General features: G+C 49.2%; 13 protein-coding genes and 1 tRNA gene. 7 read left to right on the top strand and 7 right to left on the bottom strand.

Annotated features, from left to right (window positions below; genetic code table 11):
• Positions 1–329 precede the first annotated feature (329 nt).
• The 3 genes from ACYVI1_RS02395 to ACYVI1_RS02405 all read left to right on the top strand — a co-directional run bounded on the left by ACYVI1_RS02395 (position 330) and on the right by ACYVI1_RS02405 (position 5,777).
• On the top strand, positions 330–1,556 hold the full coding sequence (locus ACYVI1_RS02395; RefSeq protein WP_460906312.1) for a metallophosphoesterase family protein: 1,227 nt from the start codon (positions 330–332) through the stop codon (positions 1,554–1,556).
• Positions 1,553–4,645, top strand: coding sequence for an AAA family ATPase (locus ACYVI1_RS02400; RefSeq protein ID WP_460906314.1), 3,093 nt, complete (start codon positions 1,553–1,555; stop codon positions 4,643–4,645). Before ACYVI1_RS02395 ends, ACYVI1_RS02400 begins: the two co-directional genes overlap by 4 nt.
• A 91-nt stretch (positions 4,646–4,736) precedes the next feature.
• Positions 4,737–5,777 carry an alkaline phosphatase D family protein gene (locus ACYVI1_RS02405; protein ID WP_460906316.1) on the top strand — a complete coding sequence of 347 codons (1,041 nt, stop codon included), beginning with the start codon at positions 4,737–4,739 and terminating at the stop codon, positions 5,775–5,777.
• 38 nt (positions 5,778–5,815) lie between these two features.
• On the opposite strand, the gene ACYVI1_RS02410 is transcribed toward ACYVI1_RS02405, so the two are convergent.
• The 3 genes from ACYVI1_RS02410 to ACYVI1_RS02420 all read right to left on the bottom strand — a co-directional run bounded on the left by ACYVI1_RS02410 (position 5,816) and on the right by ACYVI1_RS02420 (position 9,203).
• Positions 5,816–6,646, bottom strand: coding sequence for an enoyl-ACP reductase FabI (locus ACYVI1_RS02410; protein ID WP_460906318.1), 831 nt, complete (start codon positions 6,644–6,646; stop codon positions 5,816–5,818).
• Between the two features lie 101 nt (positions 6,647–6,747).
• Positions 6,748–7,800: an alpha/beta hydrolase gene (locus ACYVI1_RS02415; RefSeq protein WP_460906320.1), complete on the bottom strand. Its 1,053-nt coding sequence runs from the start codon at positions 7,798–7,800 to the stop codon at positions 6,748–6,750.
• Entirely contained in the window at positions 7,797–9,203 is a 1,407-nt protein-coding gene (locus tag ACYVI1_RS02420) for a methyltransferase RsmF C-terminal domain-like protein (RefSeq protein ID WP_460906322.1), read from the bottom strand. The genes ACYVI1_RS02415 and ACYVI1_RS02420 overlap by 4 nt, the downstream gene beginning before the upstream one ends.
• A 47-nt stretch (positions 9,204–9,250) precedes the next feature.
• Here ACYVI1_RS02420 and ACYVI1_RS02425 point away from each other — a divergent pair, with 47 nt between their 5' ends.
• The 3 genes from ACYVI1_RS02425 (at position 9,251) to ACYVI1_RS02435 (ending at position 11,253) form a co-directional block, all read left to right on the top strand.
• On the top strand, positions 9,251–9,757 hold the full coding sequence (locus tag ACYVI1_RS02425; protein WP_460906324.1) for a KdsC family phosphatase: 507 nt from the start codon (positions 9,251–9,253) through the stop codon (positions 9,755–9,757).
• A 96-nt stretch (positions 9,758–9,853) separates the two neighbouring features.
• A complete protein-coding gene (gene bioA, locus ACYVI1_RS02430) occupies positions 9,854–11,125 on the top strand; it encodes an adenosylmethionine--8-amino-7-oxononanoate transaminase (RefSeq protein WP_460906326.1) in 1,272 nt (423 codons plus the stop codon).
• A 55-nt stretch (positions 11,126–11,180) separates the two neighbouring features.
• Positions 11,181–11,253, top strand: a tRNA-Gly gene (locus tag ACYVI1_RS02435).
• 310 nt (positions 11,254–11,563) lie between these two features.
• Here ACYVI1_RS02435 and fucP read toward each other — a convergent pair.
• Positions 11,564–12,826: an L-fucose:H+ symporter permease gene (gene fucP, locus ACYVI1_RS02440; RefSeq protein WP_460906328.1), complete on the bottom strand. Its 1,263-nt coding sequence runs from the start codon at positions 12,824–12,826 to the stop codon at positions 11,564–11,566.
• Positions 12,827–13,606: 780 nt separating this feature from the next.
• Between fucP and ACYVI1_RS02445 the strand changes: the two genes are divergently transcribed.
• A complete protein-coding gene (locus ACYVI1_RS02445; protein ID WP_460906330.1) occupies positions 13,607–13,849 on the top strand; it encodes a hypothetical protein in 243 nt (80 codons plus the stop codon).
• Positions 13,850–13,916: 67 nt separating this feature from the next.
• Here the strand turns inward: ACYVI1_RS02445 and ACYVI1_RS02450 are convergent, their stop codons facing one another.
• From ACYVI1_RS02450 to ACYVI1_RS02460, 3 genes are all read right to left on the bottom strand, one after another.
• Complete coding sequence (locus ACYVI1_RS02450; protein ID WP_460906332.1) at positions 13,917–15,395, bottom strand: TonB-dependent receptor; 1,479 nt, start codon at positions 15,393–15,395, stop codon at positions 13,917–13,919.
• Positions 15,396–15,483: 88 nt separating this feature from the next.
• A complete protein-coding gene (locus tag ACYVI1_RS02455) occupies positions 15,484–16,944 on the bottom strand; it encodes a S41 family peptidase (protein ID WP_460906334.1) in 1,461 nt (486 codons plus the stop codon).
• Positions 16,945–17,040: 96 nt separating this feature from the next.
• Positions 17,041–17,394 carry a YraN family protein gene (locus tag ACYVI1_RS02460; protein WP_460906336.1) on the bottom strand — a complete coding sequence of 118 codons (354 nt, stop codon included), beginning with the start codon at positions 17,392–17,394 and terminating at the stop codon, positions 17,041–17,043.
• Positions 17,395–17,460: the final 66 nt, after the last annotated feature.

Raw genomic sequence — 17,460 nt, forward strand, 5'->3', positions numbered from 1 at the left:
TGTTACCCTAACCCCCTGACAGACAAGGGCTTAGTCTTGTTTATCTGCCTGTTTTCCCTGATTTGGGACTGCAAAGGTAGCCATTGCCCCACAGCTTGTCAAGACCATATGCCAAAATAATTTTCAGATTGCTTACCAACTTTGGTTAACTACCTGAAAACGGCGCATTTAGCCTCTAAACATTTTTTGAAAAATTTTTACTCTTTATTTATGACAATATACTTTGTCATGCAGTAGACCTCTGGGTTGGCCTTAATATGGAATTTAACGGGCTCTATGAATTATATTGCATCTTTCTTTTAACAAAGATTTTTGCGCTAACCTATACAATGAAAATACTACATACCGCAGACTGGCACTTAGGGAAACGGCTTCAGGATTTCCAGCGGCTTCAGGAGCAACGTGATGTGTTGGCGGAAATTGTGCAGGTTGCCGACCGTGAAGATGTGGATTTAGTACTTATTGCCGGCGATTTATTTGATACGTTCAACCCCGACCCAAAAGCCGAAGACTTATTATATAGTACGCTTAAAGAATTAACGGCGGGTGGTCGCAGGCTGGTAGTGGCCATTGCCGGGAACCATGATAATCCTGACCGGATTGAAGCCCAGGACCATTTTGGACGTGAATGCGGGATTATCTTCGCGGGCTTTCCAAAAACAGAAGTACGGGCCTACGAACTTAGCTGCGAAGCGAAACTGCTTCAGTCGGCACCGGGCTTTATAGAGGTAAAACTACCCCGACAGGATGCGCCTGTACGGCTTATTCTGACCCCTTACGCCAATGAGGTTCGGATGCAGTCTTATTTCGGGATGACCAGCCTTGATGATGAACTGCGGCAAAGTTTGCGGGGGCATTGGGCAACGCAGGCCGATACTTACATGAACAGACAGGGCATCAATCTGCTTATGGCGCATTTGTTCATGATGAAACGGGGTGGTGAACAACCTGAAGAATCGGACGATGAGCGAAGCATTTTGCAGGTTGGTGGCGCATCGGTGATGTATACGGACATGGTTCCGCCACAAGTCCAGTACGCAGCTTTGGGGCACTTGCACCGCTATCAGGAACTGGCTGGAGGCCCTTGCCCAGTCGTGTATAGCAGTAGTCCGCTGGCGTATAGTTTTGCCGAAGCTGACCAGCAGAAGTATGTTATGCTGGTTGAGATTGAACCAGAACAGATAGCGAAGGTTACGCCAATTCCGTTAAAAACGGGTAAGCGGCTGTTACGCCCGCGTTTCAAGCGCGTGGACGAAGCCGTTGACTGGCTCACGCAAAACCCGAACTGTTATGCCGAAATCACCCTGCAAACGACAACCTATCTGACCAGCGACGAACGTCGGCAACTCCAGCAGGCGCATGAGTCGCTGGTGACAATTATCCCTGATGTGCGGGATGTTGATGAACCCGAACACGAGATCGCTCCCGCCATCGACCTTACACAGAGTATGGAGACCCTATTTGTAAATTATTTTAAGAGTGAGAACAAAGGGCAGGCACCTGACGAGCGGCTCCAGCTCTTGTTCAGAGAAATTTTAGCGATTGAACCCGAATGATACCCATTAAATTAGCGATACAAGGGCTTTATTCGTACCAGGACTTACAGGAAATTGATTTCCAGCGGCTAATCGGGTCGAGTGTATTTGGCATTTTTGGCAAGGTAGGTAGTGGCAAAACGTCTTTGCTGGAAGCGATTAGCTTCGCCTTGTATGGCGAAACGGAGCGATTGCACAGCCGCGATAATCGCCTGTACAACATGATGAATTTGAAATCGAAGTATCTGAAAATCGACTTCGAGTTCCGGGCCGGTGCCGACCAGCAACTCTACAAGTTTATTTATGAAGCCAAACGACACCCAAAGAAGCATCACGAGATAGGACCTGGTGAACGACGGACGTTTATTTGGCAGGAGAATGACTGGCATCCGATTGGCAACGAGAAAGAAGATGTTTCGATATTATCAAAGCAGATAATAGGACTGGATTATTCTAATTTTAAACGGACGATTATTATCCCGCAGAACCAGTTTCGGGAATTTCTGGAACTCAGCCCAACCGACCGGACTAAGATGATGAATCAGTTGTTTAAACTGGAACAGTATGACCTGGCGGGATATGTAAAGAAACTGAGCAAGATTAATGACGACCAATTGGCTGAACTTCGCGGACTACTGGCTCCGTTGGAAGCCGTTACGCCTGAAGCGATTGAGCAGGCCGAAACAGAAATTGAAACCCTCAAGGTATACATCCGGGAAAAAGATACACTGATTGAGCAGTTTGAGCCGCAGGAAAGGCGCTTGATTTATAGTCAGAAAAAAGCTGAAACCTTACTCGAAACCCGTCAGGAACTGGCAAAATGGCTTACCAGGGAGGCTCACTATCAACAAATTGAGCAGACTGTCAGGCATTATGAGCAGTGCCAGTTGGTGTTTCAGTCGGACTTTGAAAACCTTGGCAAACGTCAAACAAAACAGGAGGCACTCTCCAGAAATGAGCAGGAAGTTCAGTACCAACTCGATAGCGTAATTCAGCAGTTACCTGCCATACAGGCGGCATACGACGCAGCCAAAACCGCTTATGAGAATCGCGAGCAAATACAGAAGCAGATTGATGAGCTGCGCGATGTCGAAATAATTCGGGGTAGTCAGGATACACTGGCGCGGTTGAATCAACAGCAACGCGCAACAAATACAGCGCTGGATCGACAGAAAGAACACATCAGCAAGCGTAAACTCAACATTAACCAATACCAGCTAACCATTGACAGGCTGGTTGGAGAGGAATCGGATCTGGAACGACTATACAAAGTTCAGAACTGGTTTACCGCCTACACACCTCTCAAAAAACAGGCTGACAGCCTACAGGACCAGATTGCGAAATACGATGCGAAGGTTGAGCAGCTAAAGCATCAGAAAGGTGATGCGTTAACAGACTTTCCGGCGGTGTGGGCTGCGTATACGCTCAAAACGTTGCCTGCCCACATCGACCAGGAACTTGCCCAGTTGAAAGCATCTCAGCAAACGTGCGAAACGACGTATCAGCAAACATTGCTTAAACACGAGTTACAGCGGTATGCCGAATCCCTGACCGAGGGCGTAGCCTGCCCGTTATGTGGCTCCGAACATCATCCAGTCGTGCATAACGATATCGATGCGGCAAAGGCAGCCCTGCAACAGAGTGAGAATGCGGTAAACGCAATCAGGCAGCAAATTGAGGAAACAACAACCCTACGGCTGACCATAAACAGTTTGGAGACTGAACTTCGGGCAGCTCTGGAAAATGGAAAGCGGCTCATCGATGAGCGTGCTGTGGTGGTCAGGCAATTGATTGACCACGAGGATGCGTTTATCTGGCCCGAATTTACGAAGGAGCAGGAAGACGCAGTGGCTGGAGCCATTCAGCGCGAGAATTCCTACAAAAAACAACTTTCGGAGGCTCAGGAAGCCGTTCGGGAGTTACTCAGGCAACTTGAAGCCGATGAAACTGAACTGAGTCGTCTACGCGAACAGGCTGCTAAAGCCGACACTGATGTTGCGGGCATCAGCGGGCAGATTCAGTCGTTGACCGAATCGCTGACGTTTTATACGCTGCCTGAAATTAGCCAGTTGGATTTAAAACAGATTGATAACCTGCGGACTTCCCTGGCCGACCGGCATAGGCAAACCAAAACCAATTTCGACCAGGCCGACAAACGTCGGAACGACCTCGAAAAAGAGCAGGTTGGTTTACAGGAACAGGTGCAGCAGTTGATTAAACAACAAACGGAAGTGGTAGCAGAAATAGTTGATTTAGAAAAGGTTATCACGAAGAACCTCACGAAGAAAGGGCTAATGCGCGGGCAGGTTGAGCAAATTCTGGGAAGTAATCTGGACGTTGACGCCGAAAAACAACGCATCAGTGAATACCACGAAAAGCGGCTTGGCCTGACCAACCAATTGCTTGACTTAGAAAAAGAACTCGCCGAAAATCCTTTTGACCCGGTTGCGCTGGATACCGTACAAAATCAACTCAGGACCCTGCGCGACCAGAAAGATGACCTGAACAAAGCCTTTGGCCAGTGTACCAATATTCTGGCAACCCTGAAACGCCAATGGACCGAAAAGCAGGCCCACCAGCAACGACACGACGACCTCGACCTGCGTCGTCAGGATTTGAAGAAAATGGATGAGTTGTTTCGGGCGCAGGGTTTTGTCAATTACGTCTCGTCTGTCTACCTGAAAAACCTTTGCGAATCGGCCAACGATCGGTTTTTTAAACTGACTAACAATCAGTTGAAACTGGAATTAGATGAGAAAAACAATTTTCAGGTGCGCGATTTCATTAACGGTGGCGAGGTTCGGTCGGTGAAAACGCTGTCGGGTGGGCAAACCTTTCAGGCCGCTTTGTCGCTTGCTCTGGCCTTGTCCGATAATATTCAACACCTGACCAAAGCCAAACAAAACCTGTTTTTCTTAGACGAAGGCTTCGGCACGCTGGATAAAGATTCCCTGCAAACGGTCTTCAAAACCCTGAAAGCCCTCCGTTCCGAAAACCGCGTGGTGGGTGTTATTTCGCACGTTGAGGAATTGCAGCAGGAAGTGGACACCTACATCCGGGCCGAAGCATCGGAAAACGGGAGCCGGATTGTACGAAGCTGGGATGAATAGGTTGCTGATACGTTTATTAACAAATCTTGAAGGGGTAACAGGAACGGTGTCGCTCCGTTACTTTTACCGGCAATTAATCGAATCCTTTCTCATGAAAAACGCTGGTACGTTCATACTTCTCGGAGCCGTAATGCTTGCCGGATGCCGCTCGCCCAAGTCGACTGTTACCGCTTCGCAGCAACAAATACCTTCGGCTCAACAGAATCCTGTTACGAAAATTGCCTTCGGGTCGTGCAGTGACCAGAAACGCCCTAAGCCTCTGTGGGATGACATTGTTGCTCAGAAACCCGATGTCTGGATTTGGTTAGGCGATAATATTTACGGCGACTCTGAAAATATGGACACACTACGTGACAAATATACCCGGCAAAAAGAGGAGCCTGTTTACCAGCAGTTACGGCAATCGACCGCTATCATTGGCGTATGGGACGACCACGATTATGGGGTCAACGATGGCGGAAAAGAATACCCCCGCCGGAAAGAAAGCCAGCAACTGATGCTCGACTTTCTGGACGTTCCCGCCAACAGCCCGTTACGTCAACAGGAAGGCGCCTATTCTGCACGTACCTACGGACCCAAGGGGCAGCGTGTGAAAGTGATTTTACTGGATGGTCGTTATTTCCGCGACCCGTTGAAGAAAGAAGGCAAAGCGAATGTACCCGACCCAACGGGCGATATTCTCGGTGCAGCACAGTGGCAATGGCTGGAACAACAACTGACGAATTCCGACGCCGACGTACACATTATTGGCAGTGGGATTCAGGTGTTACCCGAAGAACATGTGTATGAGAAATGGGCCAATTTTCCGACTGCACGCCAGCGTTTACTGGATTTATTAGGCAAAACGAAGCCCAAAGGCGCATTGCTTCTTAGTGGCGACCGGCACATTGCCGAGGTCTCCAAAGTGAGTGTGCCGGGGCTGGGTTATGATTTGTTCGACATCACCAGTAGCGGCCTCACACACGTTTCGGAACCACACGAGGAGCCCAACCGCCACCGCGTTGGCGAGATGGTGGCGAAACTGAACTATGGCCTGATTACCATTGACTGGAACAGTAAACCGCTAACCGCCACCATCCACATCAACGGTGATAATCGGGCGACGTATCTCACGCAGAAGATTAAGTTTTAAAACCCCCAACCCCCAAAGGGGGCTTTAAAACGGATTGGTTAAGCCCCTTTTGGGGGTTGGGGGGCTATCAGTTCCATTACTTCTTCCGAAATTCCGGTCATGGAAAAACCGCCGTCGTGGAAGAGGTTTTGCATTGTGACCATGCGGGTCAGGTCGGAGAAAAGTGTGACGACATAATCGGCGCACTGGTCGGCGTTGGCATTGCCGAGGGGGGCCGTTTTGTCGGCGAAATCATAAAACTTATCAAAGCCGCCAATGCCTCCGCCAGCTGTAGTGGGCGTCGGCGACTGCGAAACGGTGTTCACACGTACATGCCGGTATTTGCCGTATCGGTAGCCGAAACTCCGGGCAATGGATTCCAGAATGGCTTTGGCATCGGCCATATCCGTGTAGAACGGGAATGTTCGCTGAGCAGCCATATACGTTAAGGCAACGATTGACCCCCATTCGCTGATGGCATCGAGTTTATAGGCTGTTTGCATCATTTTATGGAACGAGAGCGCCGAAATATCAATGCTCTGCCTGAACCACTCGTAGTTCAGGTCGGTATAGGCTTTGCCTTTGCGGATGTTCGGACTCATGCCGATGCTGTGCAGCACGAAGTCAACTTTGCCACCAAGCACCTCCTGCGATTTGGTGAACAGATTTTCGAGGTCTTCAACAGAGGTGGCATCGGCCGGAATAATTTCGGCATTGCACTGCTCGGCAAGTTCTCTGATAGCGCCCATTCGCATAGCAATGGGGGCGTTGGTGAGCGTAAAGATTGCCCCTTCTTCTTTCGCTTTCAGCGCAACTTTCCAGGCGATTGATTTTTCATCTAAGGCACCCGAAATGATGCCGCGTTTTCCGTTTAGTAATCCGTAGGCCATATATTTAATAGATAGTTGGTAATGAACAGTGGATAATGAACGACAAGTAAACCTTTATTTATTAGCCATTATACATTGTTCATTAATTAATCAAAGTTAGGTTATTTTTTGATCGGTTCACCGGTGCGACGGAGGGCAACTCCCGACGTCGGCGCTGGAGCAGGCGGTAATTTCAGTACGTTTGTCAAAAAGGTTTCGGTAGCCTGATATACGCCGTTTAAGTCGTTCGAGGTGAAGTGCGAGGCAATCACATGTTCGCCCGCCTTTGGGAAGGCCCGTTTCTGTTTTTTGTCGGCGGGTGTGCCTAACGCATCAAACATGGCCAGCATGGCTGGCACCGACACCACGTTGTCCTGATGCTCCTCATCTTTATAGTAGTAGCCCATAAAGACCGGTTGCTTCACGTTTTGAAACTGTTCGGGCGTCATAAACTCATCGAGCATGGTTTGCAGCGTAATCAGCCCATTGGTATGGTATTGCGGTAGCCAGTATTTGGCGCGGCCTCCTTTATAATTTGCATTGACAACGTGTTCGCCTTTGAAAACCTGGTCGAGAATTTGTTTGCCCCAGGGTTTTGTAGCCAGTTTTAAGGCCGGGTTCGCCGTCGCAATACAGGGAGAATAAAGCACAAGTCCTTCAATTTCAGGATGATGCTGAGCCAGATACAGCGTCAGCATCCCTCCTGCCGATGTGCCCATGACAATCACCTTGTCGCCCAGTGCTTTGCCAACGGCCAACGCCCGTTCGGCTGACCCGGCATAATTTGATGGGGTCAATTTGTTGAATACATCGGGGGAGTTCAGGCCGTGTTCAGCCGTGCGGGCCAGGTATAGATTACACCCGAAGTGTTTAGCTATCTGCTTATGAATTGGGTCGCCTTCGGCCCAGCTTGCCGAAAAACCGGGAATATAAACGATGCTGAAGGGCGTTTTGACTTTACGCAAACTGTCGGCCCAAACAATTCGGGCCTCATTATCGGGCCGCAAATCAAGTTCCCGTTCCGCGTCGGCAATGCTTTGTTCCAGCCTTACCAGGTCGGGATCGAGCGCGATGGGTTCGTTTTTGATGGCATCCGGGTGAGCCGACGGCCCAAGCAGATAGCCCACCAGCATAACGGCCAGAAACAGGCCGGAGATCGTGAAAATTCGTTTCATACGTATTCTTTAATGTCCATTCTAATTCGCCAGTCTTTCGGCAAATAGTTATTTAGCCGATTGCCAAGGCCTTTTACCCAACCCAGATTGAGCCCTTTATATTGCGCCAACAACCAGCCTTTTGCGGGTTCGTCGAGCACTATATTTTCTTTCTTAAAATACCGCAGCGCATTTTCCTTACTTAGGGCAAGGGCAGGCAGATGTTGATTGACAGCAGTGCTTAGGGCCAGCGCGTGCGACGGAATAAAATCCTGCCCTTTAAACTGGCCAATCTCCACACCAAAGCCTTTGTTCCGCAACGCGCTGTCCAAAAATAAAAACGTTTTCTCTAACTTCTTCGGCAACGCCATCACATCGCCATTCGGTTTCTCCCAGAACGAGAAATCAGCCGGATGCTGCAGCCATGTTGCCGCCGAAGCCGTTTCGCGGGGGCGCAATGCCCGGATGCTGCGGAACGTGCGGGCGTCTAATTTCACAGCCGCGGTAAACGCTGTTTTCTGAAAAACGCTGATGAAGAATCCTTCGCCCCGAACCTGGTGCGGATAGCACTGGTAGCCAACGGCATCGCTCACCTTTTTTTCAACGACCTGCCAGTCAGCTGGCAAATCTAACGAACGATTACGGAAACCGTTTTCGAGTAGGTAACGAACGTTGTCTGTGTTTTCAGCATCATTATAGGTACAGGTGCTGTAAATAAGAATACCTCCTTCATCGAGCAGCGGAGTGGCTGCGGCCAGAATCCGTTTCTGCCGGGCCGAACAAAGCTCTACAGTGGCCTCCGACCACTCCTGGATAGCATCGGGGTCTTTCCGAAAAAGCCCTTCCCCTGAACAGGGCGCATCGACCACTACGACGTCGAAAAAGCCCGCCAGGTTACTCATTTCCTCCGGGTCGTGGTGGCTGACAACAACGTTCGGGTAGCCCCACTTATCCACGTTCTCGCGCAGCACCGAAACCCGGCTTCGAATCACCTCGTTGCAAACCAGCAAACTATCGGGCGACAAAGCCGATGCCAGCAAGGTGGTTTTTCCGCCCGGAGCCGCACATAAATCCAATACCCTGAGTGGGCGTCCCAAATTAACGGTTTGCCTTAGAGCCTCCGCCAGCAGCATCGAGGAAGCTTCCTGAACATAATACGCCCCGGCCTGAAACATTGGGTCGAGGGTGAAGCTGGGGCGCTGGGGCAGGTAAAATCCCTCGGCGCACCAGAGAACCGGCTCTAAACCGGACGTGTCATAACCATTTTTTCGTGGATTTAACCGAATACTCACAGGGGTAGGCTGCGTCAGGGCGGCCTGAAAATAGGGAAACGCTGCACCCAATTGCTGTTGCATCCGGGTCTGAAAGGCTGGTGGCAATTCAGCCGACTGTAATCCAGCCGGAAGTGGGTCATGGGTATTCATCAGGCAAAAATACAGAACTGTCGCACGGTTTTCATTAAACTTGCAGCATGACAGCCACACAAGACCGTTTCAGTCGAATCAGGACCTTTATTTTTGATATTGATGGGGTTTTGACTGATGGCCATGTTCACCTGCTGGCGTCGGGCGAACGCTTCCGAACGGTCCACATTCGTGACACCTACGCCATTGAGCAAGCCCTGAACGCTGGATTTCAGGTAGCTATTTTGTCATCGTCCAATGCCGAGGGGGTTCAGAGCTGGTTGGCCAGTATACCTGTTAAAGACATTTTTATGGGCAGCCCGACCGATCAGAAGGTCAATGCCTTCCTCGGCTACATTGCCCGCGACGCCCTGAATGAATCCGAGATTCTGTACATGGGCGACGATTTACCTGACCTGTCTATTCTAAGCAGACAGTTGGTTTTCAGCACGTGTCCGGCTGATGCCGTTAGCGAAATTCAGGCTGTTTGCGAGTACATCTCCCCGCAACCGGGCGGTTCTGGGGCAGTTCGGGATGTAATTGAGCAAGTCCTGAAAGCGCAGGGCAAGTGGTAACTAATTAATGGCTAATGTAGACTGATTAATGCACAAGGACAAGGAGAGCGTTCGCACCAGTAGTCAGTTTACATTAGCCATTGTATATTTTTCAAAATGAACGAATTAGCCGAACGTGACCAGGCCGTTATCTGGCATCCGTTCACACAGATGCAAACCGCCCCTTTACCCTTGCCTATTGTGCGGGGCGAAGGCTCGGTACTGTATGGAGCCGATGGTCGCGCCTATTTAGATATGATTTCGTCGTGGTGGGTAAACCTCCACGGACACGCTCATCCGCACATTGCCCGGCGCGTTTCGGAGCAATTACAAACCCTCGAACACGTCATTTTTGCGGGATTTACGCACCAGCCCGCTGTTGAACTGGCCGAGCGATTGCTAACCATTCTGCCCGACACGCAGGCAAAAGTTTTTTATTCGGATAATGGCTCCACCGCCGTTGAAGTAGCCCTGAAAATGGCGTTTCAATACTGGCATAACCTCGCCAGGCCACGCCGGAAAGTGGTGGCGTTTGAGAATGCCTATCATGGCGATACCTTCGGAGCGATGGCCGTTAGCGGGCGCAGTGCATTTACGGCCCCGTTCTCTCCCTTTTTGTTCGAGGTGGACTACCTGCCGGTGCCTATAGCCGGTCAGGAAGCCGACGTACTGCAACGGGCTGAAGCCTTGTTTACCGACGAAGTCGCTGCGTTTATTGCCGAACCATTAGTGCAGGGTGCGGGCGGCATGGTCATGTACGAACCCGATGTTCTGGACAAACTATTTCGGCTGGCCCGGCGCAACGATTCGCTCATTATTGCCGACGAAGTGATGACGGGCTTTGGCCGAACCGGGCGGCTGTTTGCCACCGACTATTTAGCCGAAAAACCCGACTTGATGTGTTTGTCGAAAGGCCTGACCGGCGGCACAATGGCATTGGGCGTAACGGCTTGTACGCAGAACATTTATGACGCTTTTCTGGCTGACGATAAATTCAAGACGCTCTTTCACGGGCACTCATTCACGGCAAATCCGCTTGCCTGTTCAGCCGCTCTCGCCAGTATGGACCTGCTGCTGCTGCCCGACACACAGGCTGACATTCAGCGTATTGCCGAACAGCACGCGGCTTTTGCCGTTCAATTATCCGTTCATTCAGCCGTTAAAAACGTTCGGCAGCGTGGCACGTTGCTGGCCTTCGATTTGCAGGGGGGGGAGCAGACCTCTTATTTTAATACCATTCGCGATACGGCATATTCGTTTCTTTTAGAACGCGGTGTGCTAATGCGTCCGCTGGGCAATGTACTGTACCTTATGCCGCCTTACTGCACAACAACTGATCAGTTAGATTTTGCCTATAAACAAGTACTGGCCTTATTAGACACAATATGATGGCCCGCACCTTGACATTTTAATTTTATTAGCCCACTTTTGTTGAGTCAACTAAGCGGGAGTAGCTCAGTTGGTAGAGCGGCAGCTTCCCAAGCTGCAGGCCGTGGGTTCGAGACCCATTTCCCGCTCCTTCTGTATCCGCTGTAAATCAGCCGTTTACCTGAAAAGGTAGGCGGCTTTTTTGTTGATTAGAATTAGGTGGTTTGCACTATGGTTTGCAGTTAATGTTTATCGCTTAACTTATCCTCAATATGCTAATTCAAGTGTAGGTCTTACGCCTGTTTAGCTGGTTTTCACATAGCAGACGCTATTGCTCCTCGTAAAAATTAACTCCAGCCCATGACACCCTATGCACCATTGGACTATGAATTCCTACAGGGGCGGTGTGCTCAACGAAAGGATCAGGACTGTTTCTCAGTCAAGAGCAGGAGTCTAAGCTTAGTTAACCTTATAAAACTTCGTCCCGAATAGAAAAATCACTACGTAGCAGATAATGGGCAGGTAGTAGGCTGCCGCCACATCCTTATTGGCAATTAGCCCCATCAATGGGGGGAATATGGCCCCGCCAACAACGCCCATGACGATGAACGACGATGCCTGCTGCGTATGTGGGCCTAAGCCCTTTAGACCCAGACTGAAAATGGTGGGAAACATTATACTAAAAAAGAAATTGAGCATTAATAAGGCAATGAATGACGGCCAGCCCCAGCTTTGAGCAATAAGCAAACACATGGTGATACTTCCCATCGCAAACCCAGCCAGCAGTTTGTTTGGTGCAATGAACTTCATGAGGTACGTACCGGCAAAGCGGCCAACCATCATCATAACCATACTCAGGGCAAAATAATACGATGCTTTCTCAGCCGCAAACCCCATCTTTTCGATGCCATAGTTGATAAAAAACGCCCATGTACCTCCCTGTGCCGCCACATTGAAAAACTGAGCAACAACCGCCCAGATGAAATGTGTTTGCTGAAAAAGGCTTTTGGGTGCTTTTAACTCTGCCGGTTGGGTGGGCACGGCATAGGCGTTAGCCTCCGTATCGACAGTATGAGCATCCTGAACGGGGGGCACCTTCACGAATGCAAAAGCAATGGCAATGGCCAGAATAACCGAACCAATAATTTGATACAGGAGCTTCACAGACGCTAAATCGTTGGAGTGTTCCTGTCCGGCACGCAGAATGAAATAGCCACCAATGAGTGGCCCAACAACGGCCCCAAGACCATTGAATGATTGCGCGAAGTTGATACGCTGGTCACTGGTGCGCTGGTCGCCCAGGCTGGCCACAAATGGGTGGGCTACGGCTTCGAGTGTGGCCAGCCCGCAGGCCAGAATGAACAGCGCAATCCGGAAAAAGCTAAATGACCCGGCATTGGCAGCGGGCACAAACAGAAAGGCGCCACAGGCATACAGCCCTAACCCCAGCAAGACGCCGTTTTTGTAGCCGAACCGTTTCATAAACAGGCCCGCCGGAATACCCATCACGGCGTAGGCACCGAATATGGAAAATTGCACTAAGCCCGACTCCGCTTTCGAAACGTGCAGCACGTTTTGAAAATGCCGGTTGAGAACGTCGCCCATCGTGATGGCAATGCCCCATAGCATGAACAGCGACGTGACAAACACCAGCGTGACGATGTATTTCTTTTGAGTAAACGGGGTTGATGTAGCGGGGCTGGGGGCGGGAACTGCCTGCATATAAATTCCTGATTAGGGCTAACTTAAGTACTGACTCGTAGGGATTATGAGCGAGAAAGTCTGATTATCCGGCAGCATACCCGGATCGATAAAACTATTTTTTTCGCTGCCCGCCCTGAACGGGTTCTTCCCCGGATAGCGGTTTATCACCTGAAGTTGGGTTCGTATGCCCTGGCGGGTAATTTACCTATTTGCTATAAACTACGCTGAACAATTGACGTGAACGTTCGCTTTTGCTATACGATCAGTACATATTTAACCAAGTTATTAACCAATAGCCAGGATAGATAGTAGTTATACCAGAATAGGTTCCCATTCAATAAGTTAATACAGGGATACTCGTTCCATAGACTGATTTTTGCAATGAGTCTATCACAAAATCGTTTTATTAATTATCCAACTCAATCAATAACTATAATGACACTTACTTTTGCTCAATACCAAACACTTGTTATTACCCATACATGTGCAACGTTTGATCAATTAACGGCTAAAACAGAGTTTGACGCGCTAATGGTCAGCTATGTAATCGCTGTATTACTGGATAATAGCCTGATAACAGCCACTACGAAGGGGGTTGATAAAACAATATGTTATCAATTAACCGAGACCGGGGTAACGTGTGTGGCTGAATACGAACGACAGAACCCCACATTAATTATTTCCCGAACACCTGGTATCAATTAATTGCCGCAAAAAGAATACAGCAGGTAAAATAACTTATTCGCTATAAAACCAGATAGATAGTAACCCCGTATATACCGGCAAATCGTAATAGCAATGCGATACATTGCCCTTTTTACGCTCTTTTCTCTTCCGGTAGCAAAAGGATTTAACTCCGTTGACGAAGCTCAAAATTGCTTACTGGAAGCTCAGCAGGATATGGATTCATCTCCGCTTGGGCTTTATGATACCTTAATGAATAAAGTAGTTTTGTATCAGCCTGAGAGTACTGCCCAACTGGAGGCTGACGAAGAATTGATTATCCGTATAGCCAGAGACCATGCCGAACGTGTAGTTTGACATGGTTTCAATGACGTTGCATCTGACGACTACATAACCCTGCATACCACTTTTTTCAGGGTACCAATCAGCGGGGCACAGTCGCTTCAACCTCTTCCTTTTGTTGCTGACGAACTTGCTGACCAATGGGCACATACTCTACCTCGCAGGGATATCCAAACAGACAGTTCGCCTTAATCTGTTCGGCTACTCGATCAGGCACCATCGTCTCCCACCCATCTTCGCCCTGCTGGATCATTTCCAGGACATGATCAGTGGAAATATGCAGATTCTGCTCGTTGAAGTCCGTGATATCTTCGATTTTATCGTTTCGTACCAGATACTGGAACAACGGCTCTAAGGTGGGGGGCAGTTTAAACTCATTGCAGGTATAAATAGCGCCTTCTTTCAGGGTAGGATACACAAATAGCTTTACCTTCCGGCTGAATAGGGTCGCGAATGACTCCAGAATGCCACCGGGCAAAAATTCATAGTGGCCTTCTTCAAAAATGTATTCCAGATTGGGAATGCCCACAATAAGGCCAATTTTGAGTCTGGTCAGGCGGGCCAGATACGCGACGAGTTTGTAATATTCGAGGTAGTTGGAAATCATCACTGTCTGGCCCATCGAACACAGAATATCCACCCGGTCCAGAAAGTCTTTTTCATCGATTCCCTGTTCGTTGGCTTTCAGGTTATGGAGCGTCAACTCGGCCATCGACACCACCCGATTCTGCTCGACATCGGGTTCTTCCATAAACTGTTTGAGGCCATTCTGAATCATGTCCATCTGGACATTCGTGACGGGACGCAACCGGCCGCGCATCACCAGAATGTGCTTTTTATAAAGAGCTTCCGACGGTTGGAGCACCTGCCCATCAGCCCCGAACAGAGCGGCATCGGTAAACCCATTTTTCACTAAGTGCAGGCTCATCAGGCGGTTATCGACCTCGGCGAAGTCCGGCCCGTTGAACCGAATCATGTCGATCTGAATTCGATCGGGAGACAGGTCGTCCATCAGCGACAGGACCAAGGTTTCGGGCGATTTAGCGTAGTAATAGCCGCCATAGATCAGGTTTACCCCAATGACCCCCAGTGCCTGCTGCTGCAAAATGTTCTCATTATCCAGCATCCGAACATGGATGATTACATCGTTATAACCGGCCTGCGGATTTAGCTGGAACCGGCAGCCGATCCAGCCGTGAGCATCATTATTTTTCTGGTAATTGAGCGCAACAACCGTGTTGGCAAAAGCAAAAAACGTCGTGTCAGGCCCTCTTTTTTCAGATAAACGCTTCTCCAGCAGGCTGTATTCTTTACTCAACATCTTCACTAACCGGGACTCAACCACATATCGCCCGCTTTCTTCAACGCCATAGATCGAGTCGCTGAACGTCATGTCATAGGCCGACATGGTTTTGGCTATTGTTCCCGACGAACCGCCAGCCTTAAAAAACATGGCCGCCGTTTCCTGACCCGCTCCAATTTCGGCAAAGGAGCCATAAATACGGCGGTCAAGATTGATACGTAATGCTTTCTGCTTTGTACCTATATTTTTTTCGTACATAGTGATGGCTGCTTGCTGCTGCTAAAGTTATACCATAAAACGACAAAAGCAGCCTGCTAAGCTGCTTTTGTATTAAAATAATACAAGCTTAATGCACTGATTCGGGCCACTTATCGGTGAAGAACATATTGCTGCCACCGGCCTTACGGGCAATCGATGAACCAACTTCGTAGGTTGGGCTGCCAGGGCGGGCGGCCAGCCGCGCCGAACCGGTAATGCGGGCAATGGCGGCATTAAATAATGATTCATTTACATCGCCTAATTGCCTCCAGACCTCGTTACTATATTCTTTAACCTCAACGGCAGGCTTGAATCCTGTCGAATAGTCAGATTGACTAAGTGAGTTAAGTGACTTGGTAACAATGGGTTGCATACCCCATTTGATGCGCCCCGTATTATCCGAGATGGTGATTGACCCAACGTTTTTACCATACGATGTCGTGCCAATGGTCGTTACCTCCATAAACGGCTTTAATCCGTTGATGACCAGTTCACTGGCCGAGGCCGTGCCATTCGTTGTCAGCACGGTCAGTGTTCGCAGGTTGGCACCAACATTACTGGCCTTCGGCAGGAAATAGCCATTGAAAAAATCCCTGCCATATTTCTGCTCATACTGGGGTGTTAGCACGTTATTGTATTCCTTCCGGTAAAACACCTTCGACGCATCGCCCCCTTTAACAACCAGACTGGCTAAGTTCTGAGCCGCCGTCACGTAGCCGCCCGGATTGTAGCGAAAATCGAGTACCAGATCCGTTACGCCTTTGGCTTTAAATTTGGCAAATACATTATCGACCTGATTGTCATACGTGTGATCGCTGGGGCCGGTTGGGCCGGTTACAAACTGATTGTAAACGAAGTAGCCAACGGTCCGGCCTTTAATGGTATAGACAGAATCCAGAAAAATTGGATTGGCCTGGTACACAACCGCCGTTGTTTGCCTGGTAGTGGTGGTGTTAACAATAGCATTCGTGGCGTCTACTTTCGCCAGTGTATACGTTTTTGTGTCGCCCGAACCATTCACCAACTCCTGATAATTGGTTGTTGTCAACGTCTGGCCATTAACCTGGTAGAATAGATCACCCCGCATCAGGCCTGCTTTGGCGGCTGGTGAATGCTTCTGTACATAAAGTACTTTGCCAATTACGTCGCTACTGCCAGCGGTACGCAGGTACAGCTTAAATTCAAGGCCATCCGTTCTGGTTTCGCCATTCAGTGAGGCTTTCAACTCGTCAGCACTTTCCTGAATCCACGAAAAGCGGTCGCCGTTCGGGTTGGCAGCCGCGTTGTAGGTGTTCAGAATCGATTTGAAGAAATTCCCCGGTGTCAGGGTTATATCAGGATTGGCCGGTAACTTGTCATTCCAGTAATATACCTCCTTCATATTCGCCAGAATCCAGTTGTTTACCTCCGTGTCGGTAACCGGACCGACAGCAGTAACGGGCGACGTTGTCGCGGGTACTATGTCGGTCGTTTTTCGACAGGAAGCGAACAGGAATGTGCCGGAAACAGCTAAAAGCAAGGCTAATGGCCAGCTACTCAATAATCTCATAAATAGTTGTTGATGAATAATTTCTATACTTAATAGAACACAATTAGTAACGTATTAATTTATTAAACGGTGATAATTCGGCTGTTTTTTAGTTTTTCAGCTAAATGCGTCTTCAATGTGCTTCACCCGGAGTTCAGTTCCGGCCAGCGTAATGGCAATAATATCAAACCGAATATCGTGCAACCAGTCGTTTGTGAAAATGTATTGTTCAGCCGCCTTCATCACCAGTTTAGCCTTTGTGTAGGAAACAAATTCTTCAGGATTGCCAAAAGCCAGGTTCGTGCGGGTCTTCACCTCCACAAAGACTAATAACTTCCCTTTTTTGGCAATGAGGTCGATTTCGGCATGTTGATACCGGTAATTTTGGGACATAATTTCGTACCCCTTCTCGCGCAGGTAACGCACGGCTTCGGCTTCGCCCTGTTTGCCGGTTTCGTTGTGTTGGGCCATTCGGTAAGGCGTTTTACAAATTGGGAATCGAACGAAATCTACCTTGCTGCCTGTTATCCGGGTAAC

The organism is Spirosoma areae, from assembly GCF_054781775.1.